This window comes from Modestobacter muralis (assembly GCF_010682105.1).
GTDB lineage: Bacteria > Actinomycetota > Actinomycetes > Mycobacteriales > Geodermatophilaceae > Modestobacter > Modestobacter muralis.
The window spans coordinates 185766-207382 of record NZ_JAAGWH010000033.1; the positions used below are offsets into that span (position 1 = coordinate 185766).

The following is a 21617-nucleotide window of genomic DNA, read 5'->3' on the forward strand; positions in this document are numbered from 1 at the left end:
CGGCGGCTAGCGTCGGCGACGTGGAGCCGATCCGGTGCGGCTGGGCGACCAGCGCCCCCGAGTACGTGACCTACCACGACGAGGAGTGGGGGAGGCCGCTGCACGGGGACGACGCCCTGTTCGAGCGGCTGACCCTGGAGGCGTTCCAGTCCGGCCTGTCCTGGATCACGATCCTGCGCAAGCGCCCGGCGTTCCGGGCCGCCTTCGCCGGGTTCGACGTCGCCGCGGTCGCCCGGTTCACCGCCGAGGACGAGGCGCGGCTGATGGCCGACGCGGGCATCGTCCGCAACCGCGCGAAGGTGGCGGCGGCGGTGCGCAACGCCCGGGCTGCACTGGAGGTCCCGGAGGGGCTGTCGGCGCTGCTGTGGTCGTTCGCGCCGACCGGTCCGCGCCCCCGGCCGCGCACCCTCGCCGACGTCCCGGCCACCTCCCCGGAGTCGATCGCGCTGGCCAGGGAGCTGAAGCGGCGGGGGTTCGTCTTCGTCGGACCGACCACCGGGTACGCGCTGATGCAGGCCACCGGGATGGTCGACGACCACGTCGCGGACTGCTTCCGGGCCCACCCGGAGGAGCGGTACTGAGGGGTCCGGTTGGTCGATCGGCCCGGATACGGGATCATGGGGGAGAGCTCAGCACGAACAGTCGCCACACCACGGCCCAACCGGACCGTGGGTGGCCGGTGAAGGAGGCACGCATGGCGGCCATGAAGCCGCGAACGGGTGAAGGTCCCCTCGAGGTCACCAAGGAGGGCCGCGGCCTGGTCATGCGCGTCCCGCTGGAGGGTGGCGGCCGGTTGGTCGTCGAGCTGTCCCCCGACGAGGCGACCGCCCTCTCCGAGGCACTGACGGGCGCGACCAGCTGACCCCCGCCGCGAGCCTGCCCCCGGGCAGCCCCGCGGACGACGACACGGCCCCGGCCGCCGGCAGCACGCCGGCGTCCGGGGCCGCGCCGTTCCCCCGGGTCGAGGTCACGCACGAGCTGCCCGCGCTGACCGAGGACGACGTCCTCGTCGTCCCGGTGGGTGCGCGGGGCGCGCTGCCCGGCTGGCTGACCGCTGCACCGCTGCTCGACCCGGTGCTCCTCGCCGGTGCCCTGGCCGACACCGGCAACGGCGGGAAGCCCGGCGGGCTCACCGTCGTGCCGGTCCCGGGCCGCCGGCCACGGACCGTGCTGGCCGTCGGCGTCGGGGACGCCACGCTGCCCCAGCTCCGGTCGGCCGTCGCGGTCGCCGTGCGACGCGCCCAGGACCTCGCGGGGTCCGGCGCCCGGCGGCTGGTGCTGCCGCTGGACACCGACGTCTCCCCGGCCGGCGCCGACGAGGTGCGCACCGCGGTCGAGACGGCGCTGCTGGCCGGGTACCGCTTCCGGGACGCCTCCGCCCCGCACCCGGCCCGGCTGGCCGAGGTGCTCGTGGTCGCCGCCGACGCCGCGGACCCCGCCGTCGCCGCCGCGGCGCGGGCCGGGCAGGTCGCCGCTGCGTCGGTCGCCTGGGCCCGCGACCTGGTCAACACCCCCAGCAGCACCAAGGACCCGGCGTGGCTGGCCGACCAGGTCCGCGCGCGCCTGAGCGGGCTGCCCGACGTGACGGTCACGGTTCTCGGCCCCGCGGAGCTCGCGGCCGGTGGCTTCGGCGGCGTGCTGGCCGTCGGCAGCGGCTCGGCGTCCCCGCCCTGCGTCGTCGTCGTGGCGTACCGCGCGGCCGGCCCCGTGCACCCGGTGCTGGTCGGCAAGGGCATCACCTTCGACACCGGCGGGCTGTCGATCAAGACCAACGCCGGCATGCGGGACATGAAGACCGACATGGCCGGGGGAGCGGCGGTGCTGGCCGCCGTCGACGCCGCCGCCCGGCTGCAGCTGGCCACCCCGGTGACCGCGGTGGTGGCGGTGGCCGAGAACGCCGTGTCCGGGTCCGGCTACCGGCCGGCCGACGTCGTCCGGCACGTGGGCGGGCGCACCACCGAGGTGCGCAACACCGACGCCGAGGGCCGGCTGGTCCTCGCCGACGCCCTCGCCCACGCCCGGCTGTCGCTCGGCGCGACCGTGCTCGTGGACGTCGCCACGCTCACCGGTGCCATGCGGACGGCGCTGGGCGCGCGGACCGCCGGGCTCTACGCGACCACCGACGGCCTGGCCGGCGCGCTGCTCACCGCCGCCGGGCACGCCGGGGAGTCGTTCTGGCGGATGCCGCTGGGCGAGGAGCACGTCGGGCACCTGCGCGCGCAGCTGGACTCCCCGGTGGCCGACGCCAACAACGCCCCGGGCAACCCCGGCGCCACGACGGCCGCGCTGTTCCTGCAGCCCTTCGCCGGCGACCTGCCGTGGGCCCACCTGGACGTCGCCGGCCCGGCCCGCGCCGGCAGCGACGACGCCGAGGTGGTCAAGGGCGGCACCGGCTTCGCCACCCGCACCCTGCTGCGCTGGCTGGAGGCCGGCGCGCCGACCGAGCAGCCGGACACCGTCCTCGACTGACGGACGGGCGTGTTCCGCCACCGGGGTGACCCCTCCGGCCCTACGGTGGCGCCATGCTGCCGGCAGCTGCACCGACCACGCGTCAGCCCCGCGGCGCGTGGAGCCTGCGGGACGGGTGGACGGCGGTCCGGGCGGCCCTGGTGGTCGGGTGGCTGGCCCTCGCGCTGACCACCGTCCTGGCCGGTCAGCGCCCGTCGTCCCTGGACGACCTGCGCGCCGCGGTCGACGCCGGCCGGGTGGCCCAGGTGCGCATCTCGGCAGGGCTGGAGCAGGGCGCCACCGGCTACGGCATCCAGGTCGCGGTGTGGCGGGACGGCCCGATCGCCCACCGCACCGAGGGCTGGCAGGTCAGTCCCGGCGTCGAGGCGCCGGTGGACTCCCGGCAGGTGTTCGACACCGACCTCGCCGGCGAGCTGGTCACCGCAGACCCCGACCTGCGCGTGCTGCCCCTCGTCGAGGGCGTCTCGGCGGTGGACGTCCAGGGGTGGCGGCTGCCGGGGTGGGCCGGGCTGCTCGTGCTGGTCGAGTGGCTGGCCGCGCTGTTCCTGCTGGTCGGTGGTCCGGTGCCGGAACGGGCGACCCGCTGGGCCTGGTTTTGGTTCAGCTGGAACCCGCTCGGGGTGCTGGCGTTCCTGCTGCTGTCCGGGCCCACGCCGGGGATCCCGCGCCCCCGTCTCGGAGCCCGCCGGCTGACCGGCGGCTGGGCGTTCCTGCTGAGCCTGGTCCTCGGCGGCGGGTACCTCGGCCGGAGCTGACCCCCACTGCGGCCTCAGGGACGGCTCAGGGGACGTTCAGGGTCGGCTGGGGGCGCTCCCTGATGGTCCCGGGGCGCGCACGTCGACAGGGTCGTCGGCATGGACACCACACCCCGTCAGCACTCCCGGGACCGGCGATGATCGTCGCCCGCGGGCTCACCAAGACCTACGGCGAGAAGACCGTCGTCGACGCCCTGAGCTTCACCGTCGAGCCCGGCCGGGTCACCGGCTTCCTCGGCCCGAACGGCGCCGGCAAGTCCACCACCATGCGCATGGTGGTCGGCCTGGACCGCCCCACGGCCGGCAGCGTCACCGTCAACGGACGCTCCTATGCCGACTCACCTGCGCCGCTGCGCGAGGTGGGCGCCCTGCTGGAGGCCCGGGCGCTGCACCCGGGCCGCACCGCCCGCAACCACCTGCGCTGGCTGGCCGCCAGCAACGGCATCCCGCGCACCCGGATCGACGAGGTGTTGGACCTGGTCGGCCTGGAGTCGGTGGCCGACCAGCGGGTGGGCCGGTTCTCCCTGGGCATGGGCCAGCGGCTGGGCATCGCGGTGGCCCTGCTGGGCGACCCGCCGGTCGTCGTCCTCGACGAGCCGGTCAACGGCCTGGACCCCGAGGGCATCCGCTGGGTGCGGAACCTGGCCCGGGAGCTGGCCGGGCAGGGGCGCGCCGTGCTGGTCTCCAGCCACCTGATGTCGGAGATGGCGGTGACCGCCGACCACCTGCTCGTGATCGGCCGCGGCCGGATGCTCGCCGACTGCTCGATGGGCCGGTTCATCGCCGACCACGCGGCCTCCCACGTGCGGGTGCGCACCCCGCGCACCGCCGACGCCGAGGCGCTGCTGCGGTCCCGCGGCCTGGACGTCGACGTCCACGGCGGCGAGCTGCGGGTGCAGGGAGTGGACGCGGCAGGCGTCGGCGACCTCCTCGGGGACGCCGGGCTGCGCGTGCACGAGCTGACCCTGGTCCGGTCCTCGCTGGAGGACGCCTTCATGACCCTCACCGCCGACAGCGTCGAGTACGTCGCCGGTGCGCACACCCCCACCGTCGAGCCCGTCCGGGAAGCGCAGGCCGTCCGATGACCGCCACGATCGACACCGTCCACCTGGACCCGCGGCGCAACGTCCCCGGGGTCCGCCGGGTGGGGTTCCGCGAGGCGCTGGCCGCCGAGTGGGTCAAGTTCTGGACCGTGCGCTCGACCCGCTGGTCGCTGGCGATGCTCTTCCTGCTCGGCGCCGGCCTGACCACCCTGGTGTGCTGGGCCGCGGCCGCGGCGATCGCCAGCGGTGAGGCAGGGGAGTCCCCGGGGTCGTTCATCACCTGGGGGCTGATCTTCTCCCAGCTCACCGCGCTGGCCGTGGGCACGTTGGTGATCACCGGCGAGTACGGCACCGGCATGATCCGCGCGACCCTGGCCGCGGTGCCGCGGCGTGGGACGGTGCTGGCGGCCAAGGCGCTGGTGCTCACCGGCGTCCTGTTCGTCGCCGGGGTGGTGACCGCCGTGCTGGGCTACCTGGGCGGCAACTGGTTCCTCGACCGGGAGGGCGTGGGCGTCGCGCTGACCGACGACGGCGTGCTGCGGTCGCTGCTGGGCAGCGGGCTCTACCTCGCCGGGCTGGGCCTCTTCGCCCTGGGCCTGGGGCTGCTGATCCGGCACACCGCGGCCGCGCTGACCATCGGCATGGCGCTGGTGCTCGTCATCGGCAACCTGGCCTACGTGCTGCCCGGCGAGTGGGGCGAGTGGGTGGCCAAGCTCCTGCCCGGCAACGCCGGCAGCCAGGTCGCCACCGCGGTGTCGTTCAACCCCGTGGCCCTCGGCCCGTGGACCGGGTTCGCGGTCTTCGCCGCCGAGACCGCCGTCGTCCTGCTGGCCGGCTACGTCGTCCTCCGCCGCCGCGACGCCTGACGAAGGACCCCGGTGCCCTCGGACCCCGCCTTCCCCGGACCCGGCGTGAGCCGGGCCCGGGGAACGGCATCAGCCCAGCCGGACGACGGTGGCCTGCGGGTCGTGGGCGTGGGCGCCGACCTCGAGCTCGACGTCGGTGACCTCGGGCAGCACCCGCTCCCGGCGGTCGGCGTCCCAGCGGGCCAGGGCGAGCAGGGAGACCGGCACCTCGACGGTCACCGACCCGCCGGCGGGCACCGCGACCGGCGCGAAGCCGACCACGGCCCGCTCGCCGGCGTAGCCGCCGGTGAGGGTGCGGCCGTAGACCTGCACCACGTGTCGGCCGTCCCGGTCGCCGGTGTTGGTGACCGTCGCGGTGACCCGGTCGCCGGTCGCCGTCACGTCGCCGATGGTGAACGACGTGTAGGACAGCCCGAAGCCGTGCGGGTGGGCGGCCTCGACGCCGAGCCGGTCCAGCAGTCGCTGACCGTGCCACCGGTCGTAGGTGATCGCGGTGGCGTCGCGGTCGAAGAAGGGCAGGTGCTCCTCGCTGGTGGGCACCGAGAACGGCAGCCGGCCGGAGGGGTCCGCGGCACCGGTGAGGACGTCGGCCAGGGCCACGCCGCCCTCCATCCCGGCGTACCACATGAGCAGGACGGCGGGGACCTGCTCGCGCCACCCCTCGGTGAGCACCGGACCGGCCGCCACCATCGCCACCACGGTGCGCGGGTTGGCCGCGACCGTGGCCGCGATGACCTCCTCGTCGACCGGGCGCAACCGCAGCGAGGACCGGTCGCCACCGAAGCCCTCGCCGGCGGTCATCACGACCTCGTCGCCGGTGGCCTGGGCGCCGTCCGGGCGGGGCGGGTAGAGCGCGACCAGGACCGGGTCGGTCATGGTGTCCGGGCCGACGTACTCGCCCTCGTCCTCGGCGTCGAAGCCGGCGACCACGATCGCCACGTCGGCGTCGGCCGCCGCCGCGGCTGCCGCGGCCGGGTCGTCGTCCTCCACGAGGGTGATCCGGGCGCCGGGGAAGGCTGCGGTGATGCCCGCCAGCGGGGTGCTGCTGCTGGGTGCGCGGACGTCGGAGGAGCCGTGGTCGCCCATGTTGCCGGCGGTGGCGAGCCGGCCGATGACCGCGATCGAGGTGACGGTGGCCGGGTCCAGGGGCAGCACGGGTGCGCCGTCCACGGGCTCGTTGCGGAGCAGCACCATGGCGCGGGTGGCGGCCTCGCGGGCCAGCGCGCGGGCCTCGTCGTCGGCCATCAGCGCGGGCGTGAACTCGCCGTCGGTGCGGGCGGCGTAGGAGCGCAGCATCGCGGCGATCATGCGGACGCCGGAGCGCTGCACGCTGTCCCAGGACGCCTCCCCGGACTCCAGCTGCTCGCGCAGGTGCCGGCCGCGCTGCTGGGTGAACGGCTCCTCCAGGTCCAGGCCCGCCTCCAGCGAGGCGCCGGCGTCGCGCAGCCCCCAGATGAAGTCGCTGACGGTGATGCCGTCCCACCCCCACTGGTCGCGCAGGACGTCGGTGAGCAGGTACCGGTTCTGCCCGGCCCACTCGCCGTTGACCGAGTTGTAGGCGCTCATGATCGCCGCGACGCCCTCGTCGACGGTGCGCTTGAAGTGCGGCAGGTAGACGTCGTGCAGCGTCTCGTCGTCGATGGTGACGTCGACGGTGAACCGGGCGTTCTCCATCGAGTTCAGCGCGTAGTGCTTGGCGCAGGCCATCACGTACCGCTGCGTGCCGCGGACCAGCGCCGCCCCCATCTCACCGAGGTGGTGCGGGTCGTCGCCGTAGGTCTCCTGGGCTCGGCCCCAGGCGGGGTGGCGCAGCAGGTTGATGCAGACGCCGCCGAAGAAGTTGCCGCCGACCGCCCGCACCTCGCGGCCGATCACCGCACCGATCCGCTCCTCGAGCTCGACGTCCCAGGTGGCGCCGCGGGCCATCGAGACCGGGAAGGCAGTGCCGTTGCCCGAGACGCAGCCGCGGGGGCCGTCGACGAACTGGGTGCCCGGGACGCCGAGCCGCTCGACCGCGGCGTGCGGGATCGGCACGGTGTTGTAGCCGCCGGTGAGCATGGCGAGGAAGCCGTCCCAGAACTGCCAGTCGCCGTCGAGCAGGCCGAGCCGCTCGTCGGTGGTCAGCTGCTCGAACAACCGGGTGGCCTCGGCCGCCGGGTCGGCGCCGGCCCGGACTGCGGTGACGGCCGCGTCGAACGCCGTCGTCGTGGCCTGAGCGTCAGTGCTCACGGTTCCCCCTGCTGGTCGACGTACACCGAGAACTCCCGGTACGTGCGACCGTAGATCGTCGGGAACGGCGCGGCACCCGGGACCCCCACGGTCAGGCCGGCCCGACGAGCCCCGCGACGATCTGCGCGGACAAGGTGACCAGCGGCAGGCCACCGCCCGGGTGCGCGGAGCCGCCGACCAGGAACAGCCCGGGCAGCGGCGATGCGTTGGCCGGGCGGAGGAAGGCGGCGCGGGCACCGTTGCTGGAGGTCCCGTAGATCGAACCGCCCACGCTGCCGGTCTCCCGCTCGAGGTCGGCCGGGGTGCGCACCACGCGCCAGCGGACCCGGTCGCGGACGTCGAGCCCGCGGTCGGCCAGGACGGCCAGGACCCGGTCGGCCTCGGCGTCGGCCAGCCCGGGGGCGGTCCAGTCGACGCCGCTGCCGGGCTCGTGCCGTGGGGCGTTGACCAGGACGAACCAGGACTCGCTGTCGTCGTCCGGGCGGGTGGCGGGGTCGTCGGGGGCACTGACGTAGACGGTCGGGTCGGCCACCGGTCGCTTCGGGCCGCGCCGGCCGAAGAGGGCGTCGAACTCGGCGTCGTAGTCGTGCGGGAACAGCACCGTGTGGTGCGCGAGGCCGGGTGTGCGCCCGCGCAGGGCCAGCAGCAGCACCAGTCCGGACGACGACGGCGTGACCCGGCGCAGCGACGCCCGGGCCCCCCGGACCGGGGCGGACGGCGGGAGCAGCCGGCCGTAGAGCGCGGCGGCGTCGGCGTTGCAGACGACGACGTCGGCGGGCACGACCTCCCCGTCGGCCAGGCGCACGCCCGAGGCCCGGCCGCCGGCGGTCAGCACCTCGGCCACCGGTGCCGACGTGCGGATCACCGCTCCCCGCTCGGTGGCGCGGTGGGCGACCGCCTCGGGCAGCCGGCGCAGCCCGCCGGGGACGTACCAGGAGCCGAAGGCCTGCTCGACCCACGGCACGGTGAGGAGCGCGGCGGGGGCGCGGCGCGGGTCGGAGCCGGAGTAGGTGGCGTAGCGGTCGAGCAGCATGCGCAGCCGGGGGTCGGTGAGGTACTGCCGGCCCATCCCGCGCAGGGTGCGGCCGGGGGCGATGGTGCGCAGGTCCGCGGTCTGCCGGGCGAGCTTCGCCAGCGTGGCGGCACCGGCCAGCGGGGAGCGCAGGAAGGGCTGCTCGGTGGCCCGCCACATCGCCTCGGCCCGGGTCAGCAGGGCGGTCCACTGGGCGCCGCTGCCCGGGCCGAGGTCGGCGTCCAGCCGGTCGGCGATCTCTTCGCGCCGGCCGGGGACCGACGTCGTCGTGCCGTCGGCGAACCGGTAGGCGACCGCGGGGTCGAGCCGCTGCAGGGGGAGGACCTGGTCGAGCGGGTCGCCGGTGGCGGCGAAGAGGTCCTCGAGGACTTGGGGGAGGGTGACCAGGCTGGGGCCGGTGTCGAAGCCGTGCCCGTCGCGGGAGGACCAGCCGAGCTTGCCGCCGACCTGCGGTGCCTGCTCGAGCACCGTGACCGTGTGCCCACCGGCGGCCAGCCGTGCGGCAGCCGCGAGTCCACCGAGCCCGGCACCGACGACGACGACCCGAGCCACGCCGCCCACGGTAACCGTCGGCGGCTGTGGGCCTCCGCGGTCAGGCGGCCGGGCCGAAGTCCGAGTCCAGGTGGGCGAGGAACGTGGCGCCGTCCCAGGTGGGTGGCGGCATGATCCGGCGGATGGTGAGCAGGGGCTGGGTCGCCTCGACCGGGTCGGAGAGCTGAAAGGCCGCCCGGTAGCCCGCCGACGTCACGTGCGGGAGGGTCGCCGGGGCCCACGCGCCGTACGGGTAGGCCATCAGGTCCACGGGGTGGCCGAGGATCGCGCCCAGCGTGGCGCGCGGTTCGTCGAGCTGGGTCGTCGACTGGTCGTCGGGCAGCCGGTCCAGCCGCTGGTGGTCCCAGGTGTGCGCGCCGATCTCCATGCCGGCGGCGTCCACCCGCCGCAGGTCGTCCTCGCTGAGCCAGTGCTCCTTGCCCAGCACGACCGTCATCGGGAAGACGCCGGGGAAGCCGAGCTCCTGCAGCACCGGCAGCGCCACAGTGGCGTGGGTGGCCGAGCCGTCGTCGAAGGTGAGCAGCACCGGCTTCGCCGGCAGCGGGGTGCCCAACTCGAGGTGCTCGATCAGGGCTGCGGCGGTGATCGGGGTGCGGCCGCCGTCGCACAGCGCCTGCATCTGCGCCCGGAACACGCCGGGGGGCGTGGTGATCGTGCGGGTGTAGGCGCCGTCGTCGGGCTCGAACTCCCGCAGCTGGTGGTAGCAGAGCGCCGGGACGACCGAGCGTGCCGCGATCTCCGCCGGCGTCCCTGCAGTGGGTGCCGGGGTGGGCGTGGGGCTGGGGGCCGCGCTGGTGGTCGGGGCGGCCGATGCGCTCGTCGGCGCCGTGGTCGCGGGTGGCGCGGCGGAGGTCGTACGGGACCGGCTGCACCCGGCGAGGGCGAGGACGCCACCGGCGGCCAGGAAGTCACGTCTGCGCACGGCGCCACGGTGCCACCACGGCCGTCTCGCGCATCGCCGGGGTGCGGGCTCGATGAGGGGCCGTGAGTCGGCGTCGGGGGAGAGGGTGCGGGCACGCGCTGGAGGTCGTGCGGACCGCGGGGCACAAGACCGCGGGCACACGGCCGCGCGCACTTCACGCCGGCCGCGCGGACTTCACCCCGTCCTCGCGCACTCCTCCCCGATCGCGCGCACTCCGCCTCGATCGCACGGACTCCGCTTCGAGCGACGGAGCAGGGATGCCGGGCCGGTGCTCGGGTGCCTGGCCGGTGCTCGGCGCGCCCGTGGGCGCGCCGAGCACCGTCAGGTGGGGTGGGTCAGAAGGGCGGCGGGTCGTCGGTGGGCGGTGGTCGTCCTGCGGGCGGCGGTCCGTCGGGAGGCGACTCGGGTGGTGGCCGCAGGCCGGGTGGCCGGGTGGTGCGGGTGACCCCCGACGGGGTGGTGACGTGCAGGGTGCCGTCGTCGGCGAGGCGGAAGCGCCAGCCGGGGGCGAAGGTCTTCAGCCGGTGGTGGGAGCGGCACAGGCAGCACAGGTTGGTGCAGTCGGTGGCGCCGCCGTCACCGTGGGCGTGCACGTGGTCGAGGTCGGCCCAGCCGACGCGTTGACCACAGTTGGGGAAACGGCAGCGCTGGTCGCGGGTGGTGACGAAGGCGCGCTGCTTCTCGGTCGGTGCGTAGGCGTCGGTCGGCGGAGGTGGTCCGAGGACCGGGCAGCTGCAGCTCTCGTCCTCGGGGTGGCGGGTGCAGCCGCGGCGGGCGAGGCGGGTCAGCTCCGCCGGCGTCATCGTGGCCAGCAGTCGCCCGTCGGGGCCGGTGACGGCGAAGGTGAGCGTGCCGCCGTCGGGGGCGGTCAGGCCGAGGGCGCCGACGCGGGCGAGCAGTTCACGCAGGTGCGCGGCGGTGATCGGCAGGCCGTCGACCTCGCCGGGCTCGTCCGTGACACCGGTCAGTGAGTCGAGGGTGGCTGTGATCCGCAGGTCGGCGGCGACCAGGGGGAGTCCGTTGTCGGCGGGCCGGCGGATCAGCGCCGAGTGCACGTGGGTGCGCAGCACTCCGATGGGCCGGGGGTCCCCGTCGGCCTTGAGCATCCGGGCGAGCTGGTCGATCAGGTCGTGGCACTCGGCCGCTTCGTCGGTGGGCAGGTCGACGGCGAGCGTGGCCCGGCCCTCGACACCGCTGGGGTACACGTGGACGTCGGCGGTCTGTTCCGCCTCCTTGCGCCGCTCCTCGGCGGCCGCGCTGTCCAGGTGCAGCATCAGCGCGCTCGCCCGGTCGCGGAGGCGGTACACCGACAGGTCGCGGGCCCGGGGCAGCAGGGCGTCCTCGACCTGCGCGGCGATCTCGGCGGACGTGTGGCCGAGCACGTCGGCCAGCGCGTCGGCGCGACGCTCGTCGATCTCCCCGGCCTTGAGCGCGGCGAGGGTGGCGGGCAGCTTGTGCCGCCAGGTCAGCGCCCGGCGGAACCGGTGTGCCGCCGTGCCCCGCCCGAGGTTGAGGATCGCGGACAGCTCGGCGAGGAAGAACTCACTGGTCCCCGGCTCGCCGTCAGCCGTCCAGCCCGGCCGCCGTGCACCCGGACCGTCGGGATCGGTGGTCGCGGGACGCTGGTCGGCCAGGCCGAGGATGAGCTCGGCCTCCTCAGCGGCGTCCCTGGCCCGTCGGCGCTGAATGCCCTCGAGTTCGTCGGCCAGCCACTCCTGTGGCCAGGCCGACCGGTCGACCTCGTCCTGCCAGCCGCCGGCGACGTCGACCACGCCCGCACGGGGGCTCGGTGGGAGCGCGGTCGACGTCACGCATCGAACATACGTTCGGGGTACGACAGTTCTGCGGTGCCAGCGGGGAGACGGTCCGTGCGGTCGACGTCCCGGCCGGTCAGCGCACCGGTCGGACCTGCGCCAGCCCCTCCCACGACTCGACGACCTCGCGCGCCGGCGCCAGCGGGGAGACGGTCCGTGCGGTCGGCGTCCCGGCCGGTCAGCGCACCAGTCGGACCTGCGCCAGCCCCTCCCACGACTCGTCGACCTCGCGCGCCCCGTCGGCGCTGAAGCCGTTGCGCTCGTAGAACCGCCGCGCCCGCGCGTTCTGCTCGGCGACCCACAGCGAGGCGGGCCGGTCGTCCAGCACGGCGTCCAGCAGGGCCTGACCCAGTCCGCTGCCGTGGTGGGCCGCCCGCAGGTACAGCGACACCAGCTCCTCCTCGCGCACCGGCGGGGTGTCCCGGCTCGGCACGACCTGCGCGAACCCGACGACCTCGCCGTCCGCTGAGGCGACGGTGACGGGCGCGGTGGCCGGGTCGGCGAGCAGCTGCGCCCAGTTGGCGGCGAACCGCTCGGGGGAGCGGCCGGCGAAGAAGGCCGGGGAGAGCAGCCCGGCGTACGTCTCCTGCCAGCAGGCGAGGTGGCAGGGGCCGATGCCGGCCGCGTCGGCGGGCGTCGCGGGACGCAGGTCGAGGACGCGGGTCACTGCGCGTCGCGCCGGCTGAACAGGACGACGCCGACGCCCACCACCACCGCGGTCACCACGCCCATCACGATGCCGCCCTGCAGGTTGGTCACCAGGTGCTCGATGACGACGGAGTTCCCCTGGGTGTCGATCTCGTCGGTGTAGATGGTCAGCTCGAGCCCGCCGGGCACGACCAGGCCGGCGGCGTTGGTGGTCAGCAGCCAGGGCTGCCACGTCGGCCGGAACCCCGAGATCGCGCTCTCCACCACGGCGAAGTAGACGAACCCGACGCCCAGGGCCGCCCCGGTGTTGCGCACCAGGTTGGTCAGCCCGAAGCCCAGCAGTCCGGCGAACAGCGCGAGCAGGGCGCCCCGGCCGTGGGTGGCGAGCATCTCCGACCAGAACCCGTCGGGCAGCGGGACGCCGTCGCCCGCCACCGCCTGCCAGATCCCCGCGGTCGCCAGCCAGGCCAGCTGGGTGGCCACCCCGACCAGCAGGGTCGCGACGGCGACGACGGCGATCTTCGCGCCCATGACGCGCGGCCGGCGGGTCTCCCAGAACAGCAGCGCGACCATCGACCGGCTGGACCACTCGGCGCCGACGAACGTCGCCCCGATCAGGAAGGTCAGGACGGCGGTGGCCGCGGCGATAGACACCGCCCCGCCCGGGCCCTCCTCGGACAGCGAGTACGGCGTGGGGTCGAGGAACCAGCTGAGCTCCATGTCCTCGGCGGTCATCGGCGGCCCGCAGAGCTGGTCGACCGGGACGTCGGGGGGCAGGCTCGGGTCGGTCAGGCACTGCTGGCGGCCGATCTCGTTCTGCTCGACCTGTTCCTGCAGCTGCGCCTGCGCCGCGGCGAGCCGCTCGGGCGTGGCCTTCTCGTAGTTGAGCAGGCCCAGGGCGGTCACCGCGATCCAGGCGAGCACGGCCAGGCCCAGGAGCACCTGGATGAACCGCCGGGCCCGGAGGCGGTGCGTCTCGGCCCGCAGCAGGCCGCCGAAGCGGCCGGCCGGGGCGGTGGTCGGAACCGACGGCGGGGTCAGGACGGCGCTCATGCCGGCTCCGCCGTCAGCGCCAGGAACGCGCTCTCCAGGTCCGCTGCCACCGGTGTCAGCTCCTCCAGGTAGTGACCGTGTTCGGCGAGCACCCGGGTGATCTCACCCGGGGCCGGGACGGCGGACACCAGCAGTCCGTCGGCGGTGGGGCTGACCGCGTAGCCCGCGGCGGTAAGGACGGCGGCGGCCGCGGCGCGGTCGGGCACCCGGATCCGCACGTCCCCGGTCGAGCGGCCGGCGAGGACCTTGTGCACCGGGCCGGTGGCGATGCAGCGACCGCGGGCCATGATCGAGACGTGGTCGGCGACCTGCTCGATCTCGGTCAGCAGGTGCGAGCTGAGCAGCACGGTGGTCGACCCGTCCTGCCCGAGCCGGCGGATCAGCTCACGGACGTCGCGGATGCCGGCCGGGTCCAGGCCGTTGCTCGGCTCGTCCAGGATCAGCAGCTGCGGTGACTTGAGCAGCGCGGCCGCGATGCCCAGCCGCTGCTTCATGCCGAGCGAGTAGCCCTTGAACCGGTCGTCGGCGCGGTCGCGCAGCTCGACGGTCTCCAGCACCTCCTCGACCCGGGTGCGGGGCAGCCCGGCGGTCTCGGCGAGCAGCTGCAGGTTCCGCCGTCCGGAGAAGCCGGGGAAGAACAGCGGCGTCTCCACCAGGGCGCCGACGCTGCCGATCACGTCGGGCAGCCCGGACGGCACCGGCCGGCCGAGCAGCCGCACCTCGCCGGCGTCGGGACGGATGAGCCCGAGCAGGACCCGGATGGACGTCGTCTTGCCCGACCCGTTGGGGCCCAGGAAACCGTGCACGCCGCCGGACTCGACCACCAGCTCGAGGTCGTCCAGCGCCTTCTGCGGGGACTTCCCGCGGCGGGCGTAAGTCTTGGTCACCGCGTGCATCTCGACGGCTGGCACGAGGCCTCCTGGACGAGGGGTGGGCTGGTCGGGAGCACCGTGGCACAGCTGGCACCCGGGTGGGCCGGGTTCGCGCCCGTGTCCGTCAGTCCTGGCCGAACTCGTTCCGGAGTGACCACCCTGGCAGGCTGCGCGGGTGGTCTCCCTCCCCGCGCTGGCCCGCCGCGCCGACGCCGCAGTCCGCGAACTCGCCTCCCGGGCGGCGCGCCGCGCCGGGTGGACGCCGGCCGTGCTCGCCCACCCCGGCTACGGCAGCGGCGACCGCGTGCGGGTGCTCGGCCGCGTGCTGCTGGCCCCCCGGAGCGCTCACCCGGCCGACCGCCGTCCGGTGCCGGGCTGGCAGCGGTTCCTGACCCTGGAGAGCGCCGGGACCGAGGTCGTGGTCAAGGTCGGCGGGCAGCGCACCGTCGTCCGCAGCGACGACGACGGCCTGGTCGACGTGACGCTGACGCTGGACCTGCCCGACGCCGGGGCGCTGCCGGTGGTGCTGCGGGCCGGCGACCGCTCGGCCACCGCGACCGTGCACCTGGCCTCGCCCGACGCCGCCCGGGGCGTGGTCTGCGACATCGACGACACGGTGCTGGTCACCGGCATCACCACGCCGCTGCAGGCCGCCTGGCGCACCTTCGTGCTGCCGATGACCCGGCGACAGGCGGTGCCGGGGATGGCGCGGCTGCTGCGTGAGCTGACCTCCGGGGCGCCGCACGTGCCGGTCGTCTACCTGAGCAACGGGCCGTGGAACCTGGCCGGCCCGCTGGCCCGCTTCCTGGAGGCCCACGACTTCCCGCCCGGCGCGCTGCTGCTCACCGACTGGGGCCCGACCCCGACCCGCTGGTTCCGCGACGGGCAGGCGCACAAGCGGGCCTCGCTGCAGCGGCTGGCCGCCGACCTGCCCGGCGTGCGCTGGACGCTGGTCGGCGACACCGGCGAGCACGACCCCGCGCTGTACGAGGAGTTCACCCGGGCCCGGCCGGACCGGGTGCGCGCCGTCCTGCTGCGCGACACGACCGCCGGCACCGCCCGGGTCGAGCACCTCGGCGCGGTCCCGGTGGTGCACGGCCCGGACGGCGACGCCATCGCCGCGGTCCTGCCCGACCCCGCGTAGGGCCTACCGGCCCGCCGTCGCTCGCGCCCGCAGGCCGACCAACTGCGCCACAGCGGTGTCCGAGGCGGTCAGCGCAGCCCGGTCGAAGGTGCTGCTGGAGGCGACCAGCTCGGCCGCGCCGGTGCGTTCGAGCAGCTGTGCCAGCCGGCTCTCCACCTGCGCGGCGGTGCCGGCGATCGCCCCGGCAGTGGTCTGCTCGACGTACTGCCGCTGCCGCGGGGTCCAGTCGCGGCTCCGGACCGTGGCCACCGGCTCGAGCGCGGGGAAGGCGCCGGCCGTGCGGGCCTGCGCCATCGCCCACGCCTCGGGCAGCAGCAGGTCGGTGGCCTCGGCGGCGCTGTCGGCGACCAGGACGTCGAGGCTGATCGACACCCGCGGCTCCGGTGCTTGCGCGCTGGGCCGGTAGCTGCGGCGGTAGGTGGCCAGCGCGGCCAGCCCCGGGTCCGGGTCGCCCGCCACGCCCAGCAGCGGGCCGCCGACGATGACCGGCAGCCCCAGCTCTGCGGCCACCGCGAGCCCGGAGCCGGTGGCCAGCACGTGCAGCGGGACGTCGCCGGCCGGGCGCGGGTGGAGGGTGACCTCCGCCGTCCCGGTGAGGTAGGCGCGCAGCTCGGCCAGGTCGGCGGCGAAGTCCGGCTCCCCGGCCGACCGCAGGGCCCGGCGCACCGGTGGGGTGAAGCCCGGGGAGCGGCCCAGCCCCAGGTCGACCCGGCCGGGGGCGAAGGCGGACAGGGTGGCGAACTGCTCGGCGACCACCAGCGGCTGGTGGTGCGGCAGCATGACGCCGGCCGAGCCGAGCCGGACGTGCGTCGTCCGCCCGGCGACGGCGGCCAGCAGCACCGCCGGGGCGGAGCCGGCGATCCCCGGGACGCCGTGGTGCTCGGCCACCCAGAACCGCTCGTAGCCCAGCTGCTCGGCGCGGACGGCCCGGTCGACCGCGCCGGTCAGCGCCGCGGACTCCGGCTCACCGGCGCGGGTCCGCGCCCGGTCCAGCAGAGAGAGGACCACTCCGCCCCCCGTCACTCGCACGCTCGCAACGGGCCCCTGCGCAGCGGCCACATCAGAACGCGTACCGGACGCGCAGCCACGGGGCGTGCCGGGCGATCAGCTGCTGCAGCCGGTCGACCCCGGCCCGCTTGACGTCGTTGCGGTAGCGGACGTTGAGCATCCCGTTCTGGCTGACCTTGGGCTGCTGCACCTCGGGCCGCCAGAGCAGCTCCTCGGCCTGCGGGTGCCAGCCCAGGTTGACCTCGTGCAGCTGCTCGTTGTGGGTCAGCATGATGATCTCGGTGGCCGCCTGGGCCTTGGTGGCATCGGACAGCTCGTCGTCCAGCTGCCGCAGCAGCGTCGTCCAGTCCGCCTCCCAGCCCTCGCGCAGCACGACGGGGGAGAAGTTGAGGTGCACCTCGTAACCGGCCTCGACGAAGTCGTCGATGGCGGCGATCCGCTCGTCGATGCGGCTGGTGCGGACGTCGAGCAGCTTGGCGTCGGCGTCGGGCATGAGGGAGAAGCGCACCCGGGTGCGGCCCTGCGGGTCCAGGTCGAGCAGCTGCCGGTTGACGAACTTGGTGGCGAAGGAGGCCTTGGCCGTCGGCAGCGTGCGGAAGGTGGCGACGAGGTCGGCGATGTTGTCGCTGACCAGGGCGTCGACCGAGCAGTCGCTGTTCTCGCCCAGGTCGTAGACCCAGTCGAAGGGGTCGCACTCGTTGGGCTCGGGCTTCACGCCCTGCCGGTCGACGTGCCGGCGCACCGCCCGGGTGATCTGGTCGATGTTGGTGAACACCGTGATCGGGTTGGCGTAGCCCTTGCGCCGCGGGACGTAGCAGTAGGCGCAGGCCATCGCGCAGCCGTTGGCGGTGGAGGGCGCGATGAAGTCCGCCGACCGGCCGTTGGGCCGCACGGTCACCGACTTCTTCACCCCGAGGACGAGCGTCTCGGTCTTCACCCGCACCCAGCGCTCGACGTTGCCCTCGTTGCCGTGCAGGTCGGGGATCTGCCAGTGCGAGGGCACCTCGACCAGCTCGGCGTCGGGGAAGCGGGCGAGCACCTGGCGGCCGCGGGGGGACGCCGCGGCCGCGGGCTCGGCGTAGACGGTCCGGACCTGCAGCAACCGGCTGTCCACCGGGGTCTCGGCCGGCTCGAGGTCGTCGAAGAGCGTCAGCGCGTCCGTCACAGGGAGTGCAGCGCCGCCGGGCCGGGGCCTGTTCCACCGTCCGGCGTGGTGCTGCCCCTAGGCTTCGCACGCTCCGCCGTCCCCACCTGGAGGTCCCTCTCGTGCTGGCCAGCATCGGCTACGCCGTCGCCTACACCGGCGTCGGCATCGTGCTCCTCGTCCTGGGCGCACTCGTCCTCGACCTGCTCACCCCCGGCCACCTGGCCCGGCACATCTACGAGGAGCGGTCGGTCAACGCCGGCATCGCGCTCGCCGCGGTGTTCCTCGGGCAGGGCGCGATCGCCTTCACCACCATCTGGACCAACGGCACCAGCGGGTTCGGTGACGCACTGGTCGACACCGTGGTGTTCGGCCTGGTCGGCATCGCCCTGCAGGTGGTCGCCTTCTTCGTCCTGGACCTGCTCACCCCCGGGAAGCTGGGGCAGCACCTGGTCGAGGTCGGCTTCCACCCGGCCAGCCTGGTCAGCGCGGCCTCGACGCTGGCCGTCTCGATGATCGTCGTGGCCGCCATCTGGCCCTGACGCCGGGTCGTTTGCCCAGCTCAGCGAAGGGCACCGGTCCGGGGACGACGTGATCTCGCGTCCCTGACGATCGGAACCCCCATGAAGGCAGTGACCTGGCACGGCACCGCGGACGTCCGCGTCGAGGAGGTCCCCGACCCCTTCGTCCAGGAGCCGACCGACGCGGTGATCCGGGTGACCACCACCAACATCTGCGGGTCCGACCTGCACCTGTACGACCCGCTCTCACCGTTCATGGGCAAGGGCGACGTCCTGGGCCACGAGGCCATGGGGCAGGTCGTCGAGGTCGGCTCGCAGGCCGGTGACCTCAAGGTCGGGGACCGGGTCTCCATCCCGTTCCAGATCTCCTGCGGGCACTGCTGGATGTGCCAGCGGCAGCTGTACACCCAGTGCGAGACCACCCAGGTGCGCGACCAGGGCATGGGCGCCGCGCTGTTCGGCTTCTCCAAGCTCTACGGCGAGGTCCCGGGCGGGCAGGCGGAGTACCTGCGGGTGCCGCAGGCCCAGTTCACGCACGTCAAGCTGCCCGAGGGCCCGCCGGACGACCGGTTCGCCTACCTGTCCGACATCCTGCCCACTGCCTGGCAGGGCGTGGAGTACGCGGCGGTGCCCGAGGGCGGCACGCTCGTCGTGCTCGGTCTGGGCCCGATCGGTGACTTCGCCTGCCGGATCGCCGAGCACAAGGGCTTCCGCGTCATCGGCGTCGACCTGGTCACCGAGCGGCTGATGCGGGCCCGGCTGCGCGGCATCGAGGTCGTCGACCTGCGCGAGCACGAGAGCGGCCTGGGCGACGCCATCCGCGACATGACCGATGGCCGCGGCCCGGACTCCGTGCTCGACGCCGTCGGCATGGAGGCCCACGGCTCGCCGCTCGCCGGCTTCGTGCAGAAGGCGGCCGGGCTGCTGCCCAAGGCGCTGTCCGCGCCGGTGATGAAGGAGGCCGGCGTCGACCGGCTGAGCGCGCTGTACTCCGCGATCGACATCGTCCGCCGCGGCGGCACCATCTCGGTGTCCGGCGTCTACGCCGGCGCGGCCGACCCGATGCCGCTGTCGGTGATGTTCGACAAGCAGGTCCAGCTGCGCATGGGCCAGGCCAACATCAAGAAGTGGGTCCCGGAGATCATGCCGCTGCTCGGTGACGACGACCCCCTGGGCGTGGACTCGTTCGCCACCCACCGGCTGCCGCTGTCGGAGGCACCGGACGCCTACGCGAAGTTCCAGCAGAAGGCTGACGGCTACGTGAAGGTGCAGCTCAAGCCGGAGCTGTGAGGAAGGACCCCGGTGCCCCTACCCCCCGCGAGCTCGAGGCGGGCCCCTGCACCGGGGCCGACTGATCGGCAGCAGTCCTGAGGGCGGTGGCCGGCCCGGGTGGGCCGGCCACCGCCCTCAGCTGCGGTTCGCGAGCACCTGCTCGTAGACCTGCAGGGTCTGCTGGGCGATCGCCGGCCAGCCGAACTCGGCGAGCACCCGCTCGCGGCCGGCCCGGCCCATCTCGGCCGCCCGCGCGGGGTCGGCGAGCAGCTCGGTCATCCGGGCGGCCAGGCCCGCGGCGAACGCGGCCGGGTCGTCCTCGGTGTAGGGCACCAGCAGCCCGGTGCGGCCGTCGGCGACCACCTCGGGGATGCCGCCCACGGCGCTGGCCACGACCGCCGTCCCGCAGGCCGCGGCCTCCAGGTTGACGATGCCCAGCGGCTCGTATACCGAGGGGACGACGAAGACCGTGGCCCCGGTGATCAGCGGGACGAGCTGCTCGCGGGGCACCATCTCCTCGATCCAGACCACCCCGGTCCGGCGGGACTGCAGCGCCGCGACGCCGTCGGCGAACTGCTGGCGCTCGGCGGGTGTGTCGGGGGCGCCGGCGCAGAGCACGACCCCGGCCTCGGGCGGGAGCTGGTCGGCCGCGGCCAGCAGGTGCATCAGGCCCTTCTGCCGGGTGATCCGGCCGACGAAGAGCGCGTAGGGCCGGTCGGGGTCCACGCCCAGGGAGCGGACGACGTCGGGGTCCTCGACCGGGCGGTAGGCCTGGGCGTCGACGCCGTTGCCGACCACGAGGACCTTCGCCGGGTCGAGCTCGGGGTAGACCTCCAGCACGTCGGCCTTCATGCCACGGCTGACCGCGATGACGGCGTCCGCGGCGAGGTAGGCGGTGCGCTCCACCCAGGAGGACAGCCGGTAGCCCCCGCCGAGCTGGTCGGCCTTCCACGGCCGGCGCGGTTCCAGCGAGTGCGCGGTGACCACGTGGGCCGAGCCGTGCACCAGCTGGGCCAGCTGGCCGGCGTGGTTGGCGTACCAGGTGTGGGAGTGCACCAGGTCGGCGCCGGCGAGCGCCGCGGCGATCTCGACGTCGATGCCGACCGCCTGCAGCGCGCCGTTGGCCGACTGCAGCCCGGCGGGCACGGCGTGGCCGGTCGCGTCGGCGCCGGGGCTGCCGGGGCTGCGTGGACCGCCGAAGCAGTGCACGTCGATGTCCGGGGCCGGATCGAGCCCGCGCAGGGCCGCGACCAGGTGCTCGACGTGCACCCCCGCGCCCCCGTAGACCTCCGGCGGCCATTCCTTCGTCACCACTCCCACGCGCACGGACCTCACCCTAGGTGGTGGGAGCCGAGCCCGCGCCACGGTCAAGATCAGGCGATCTGCCGTGACACGGGTTACGTTGCGGTCATGCGTGGCGGCCCCAGAGTTCTCGGAATCGTGTTGGCAGGTGGCGAGGGCAAGCGACTGTCCCCGTTGACCCAGGACCGGGCGAAGCCCGCCGTGCCCTTCGGCGGCAACTACCGGCTCATCGACTTCGTGCTGTCCAACCTCGTCAACGCCGACATCCGGCGGATCGCGGTGCTGACCCAGTACAAGAGCCACTCGCTGGACCGGCACATCACCACGGTCTGGCGCATGTCGACGTTGCTGGGCAGCTACATCACCCCCGTGCCGGCGCAGCAGCGGCTCGGGCCGCGCTGGTACACCGGCAGCGCGGACGCGATCTACCAGAGCCTGAACCTGATCTACGACGACCGGCCCGACATCGTCGTGGTCTTCGGTGCCGACCACGTGTACCGGATGGACCCGGCGCAGATGATCCAGCAGCACCTGGAGACCGGTGCCGGCGTGACCGTGGCGGGCCTCCGGGTGCCCCGCAAGGACGCCTCGGAGTTCGGCGTCATCGACGCCGACGAGAGCGGCAAGGTCGTCCAGTTCCTGGAGAAGCCGGCCAGTCCGCCCGGCCTGCCCGGCAGCCCCGACGAGACCTTCGCGTCGATGGGCAACTACGTCTTCACCACCGACGCGCTGCTGGAGGCGCTGCGGCGGGACGCCGAGGACGAGGACTCCGTGCACGACATGGGCGGGTCGATCATGCCGATGATGGCCGAGGCCGGCGACGCCTACGTCTACGACTTCTCCAGCAACCTGGTGCCCGGCGAGACCGAGCGCGACCACGGCTACTGGCGCGACGTGGGGACCCTGGACGCCTATTACGACTCGCACATGGACCTGGTGTCGGTCAGCCCGATCTTCAACCTCTACAACG

The 21617-nt window shown here is 74.7% G+C and carries 20 protein-coding genes; 10 read left to right on the forward strand and 10 right to left on the reverse strand.

Going from position 1 to position 21617, the window contains the following annotated elements; genetic code table 11:
• Positions 1-20 precede the first annotated feature (20 nt).
• The 6 genes from GCU67_RS12690 to GCU67_RS12715 all read left to right on the forward strand — a co-directional run bounded on the left by GCU67_RS12690 (position 21) and on the right by GCU67_RS12715 (position 5133).
• Positions 21-581: a DNA-3-methyladenine glycosylase I gene (locus tag GCU67_RS12690; RefSeq protein WP_338104975.1), complete on the forward strand. Its 561-nt coding sequence runs from the start codon at positions 21-23 to the stop codon at positions 579-581.
• Positions 582-694: 113 nt separating this feature from the next.
• Entirely contained in the window at positions 695-862 is a 168-nt protein-coding gene (locus GCU67_RS12695; protein WP_163611568.1) for a DUF3117 domain-containing protein, read from the forward strand.
• A 155-nt stretch (positions 863-1017) separates the two neighbouring features.
• Positions 1018-2469, forward strand: coding sequence for a leucyl aminopeptidase family protein (locus GCU67_RS12700; RefSeq protein ID WP_338104976.1), 1452 nt, complete (start codon positions 1018-1020; stop codon positions 2467-2469).
• 53 nt (positions 2470-2522) lie between these two features.
• A complete protein-coding gene (locus GCU67_RS12705; RefSeq protein ID WP_163611569.1) occupies positions 2523-3224 on the forward strand; it encodes a hypothetical protein in 702 nt (233 codons plus the stop codon).
• Between the two features lie 137 nt (positions 3225-3361).
• On the forward strand, positions 3362-4309 hold the full coding sequence (locus GCU67_RS12710; RefSeq protein WP_163611570.1) for an ABC transporter ATP-binding protein: 948 nt from the start codon (positions 3362-3364) through the stop codon (positions 4307-4309).
• A complete protein-coding gene (locus tag GCU67_RS12715; protein ID WP_163611571.1) occupies positions 4306-5133 on the forward strand; it encodes an ABC-2 transporter permease in 828 nt (275 codons plus the stop codon). Before GCU67_RS12710 ends, GCU67_RS12715 begins: the two co-directional genes overlap by 4 nt.
• Positions 5134-5202: 69 nt before the next feature.
• Here GCU67_RS12715 and GCU67_RS12720 read toward each other — a convergent pair whose 3' ends face one another.
• The 7 genes from GCU67_RS12720 to GCU67_RS12750 form a co-directional block, all read right to left on the reverse strand.
• Complete coding sequence (locus GCU67_RS12720) at positions 5203-7362, reverse strand: glycoside hydrolase family 3 C-terminal domain-containing protein (RefSeq protein ID WP_163611572.1); 2160 nt, start codon at positions 7360-7362, stop codon at positions 5203-5205.
• 91 nt (positions 7363-7453) lie between these two features.
• Positions 7454-8947, reverse strand: a complete 1494-nt coding sequence (locus tag GCU67_RS12725; protein ID WP_163611573.1) for a phytoene desaturase family protein — start codon at positions 8945-8947, stop codon at positions 7454-7456.
• 40 nt (positions 8948-8987) lie between these two features.
• Positions 8988-9869: a polysaccharide deacetylase family protein gene (locus tag GCU67_RS12730; protein WP_163611574.1), complete on the reverse strand. Its 882-nt coding sequence runs from the start codon at positions 9867-9869 to the stop codon at positions 8988-8990.
• 335 nt (positions 9870-10204) lie between these two features.
• The gene (locus GCU67_RS12735) at positions 10205-11680 is read right to left on the reverse strand and encodes an HNH endonuclease signature motif containing protein (protein WP_338104977.1); all 1476 of its coding nucleotides are present in this window, start codon (positions 11678-11680) and stop codon (positions 10205-10207) included.
• Positions 11681-11861: 181 nt separating this feature from the next.
• Positions 11862-12350: a GNAT family N-acetyltransferase gene (locus tag GCU67_RS12740; RefSeq protein WP_163611575.1), complete on the reverse strand. Its 489-nt coding sequence runs from the start codon at positions 12348-12350 to the stop codon at positions 11862-11864.
• Positions 12347-13384 carry an ABC transporter permease subunit gene (locus GCU67_RS12745; protein WP_163611576.1) on the reverse strand — a complete coding sequence of 346 codons (1038 nt, stop codon included), beginning with the start codon at positions 13382-13384 and terminating at the stop codon, positions 12347-12349. The genes GCU67_RS12740 and GCU67_RS12745 overlap by 4 nt, the downstream gene beginning before the upstream one ends.
• On the reverse strand, positions 13381-14295 hold the full coding sequence (locus tag GCU67_RS12750; RefSeq protein WP_163611577.1) for an ATP-binding cassette domain-containing protein: 915 nt from the start codon (positions 14293-14295) through the stop codon (positions 13381-13383). Before GCU67_RS12750 ends, GCU67_RS12745 begins: the two co-directional genes overlap by 4 nt.
• A gap of 136 nt (positions 14296-14431) precedes the next feature.
• Here GCU67_RS12750 and GCU67_RS12755 point away from each other — a divergent pair, with 136 nt between their 5' ends.
• Complete coding sequence (locus tag GCU67_RS12755; RefSeq protein WP_163611578.1) at positions 14432-15400, forward strand: phosphatase domain-containing protein; 969 nt, start codon at positions 14432-14434, stop codon at positions 15398-15400.
• A gap of 3 nt (positions 15401-15403) precedes the next feature.
• On the opposite strand, the gene GCU67_RS12760 is transcribed toward GCU67_RS12755, so the two are convergent.
• A complete protein-coding gene (locus GCU67_RS12760) occupies positions 15404-16408 on the reverse strand; it encodes an MsnO8 family LLM class oxidoreductase (protein ID WP_163611579.1) in 1005 nt (334 codons plus the stop codon).
• A gap of 52 nt (positions 16409-16460) precedes the next feature.
• Positions 16461-17573, reverse strand: coding sequence for a spore photoproduct lyase family protein (locus tag GCU67_RS12765; RefSeq protein WP_163611580.1), 1113 nt, complete (start codon positions 17571-17573; stop codon positions 16461-16463).
• Between the two features lie 101 nt (positions 17574-17674).
• On the opposite strand from GCU67_RS12765, the gene GCU67_RS12770 reads away from it, so the two are divergent.
• A complete protein-coding gene (locus GCU67_RS12770) occupies positions 17675-18094 on the forward strand; it encodes a DUF350 domain-containing protein (RefSeq protein ID WP_163611581.1) in 420 nt (139 codons plus the stop codon).
• 81 nt (positions 18095-18175) lie between these two features.
• On the forward strand, positions 18176-19363 hold the full coding sequence (locus GCU67_RS12775; RefSeq protein WP_163611582.1) for a zinc-dependent alcohol dehydrogenase: 1188 nt from the start codon (positions 18176-18178) through the stop codon (positions 19361-19363).
• Between the two features lie 117 nt (positions 19364-19480).
• Here the strand turns inward: GCU67_RS12775 and glgA are convergent, their stop codons facing one another.
• A complete protein-coding gene (gene glgA / locus GCU67_RS12780) occupies positions 19481-20671 on the reverse strand; it encodes a glycogen synthase (RefSeq protein WP_163611583.1) in 1191 nt (396 codons plus the stop codon).
• Positions 20672-20785: 114 nt separating this feature from the next.
• On the opposite strand from glgA, the gene GCU67_RS12785 reads away from it, so the two are divergent.
• On the forward strand, positions 20786-21617 hold an 832-nt coding region (locus GCU67_RS12785), incomplete at its 3' end, for a glucose-1-phosphate adenylyltransferase (protein WP_338104978.1).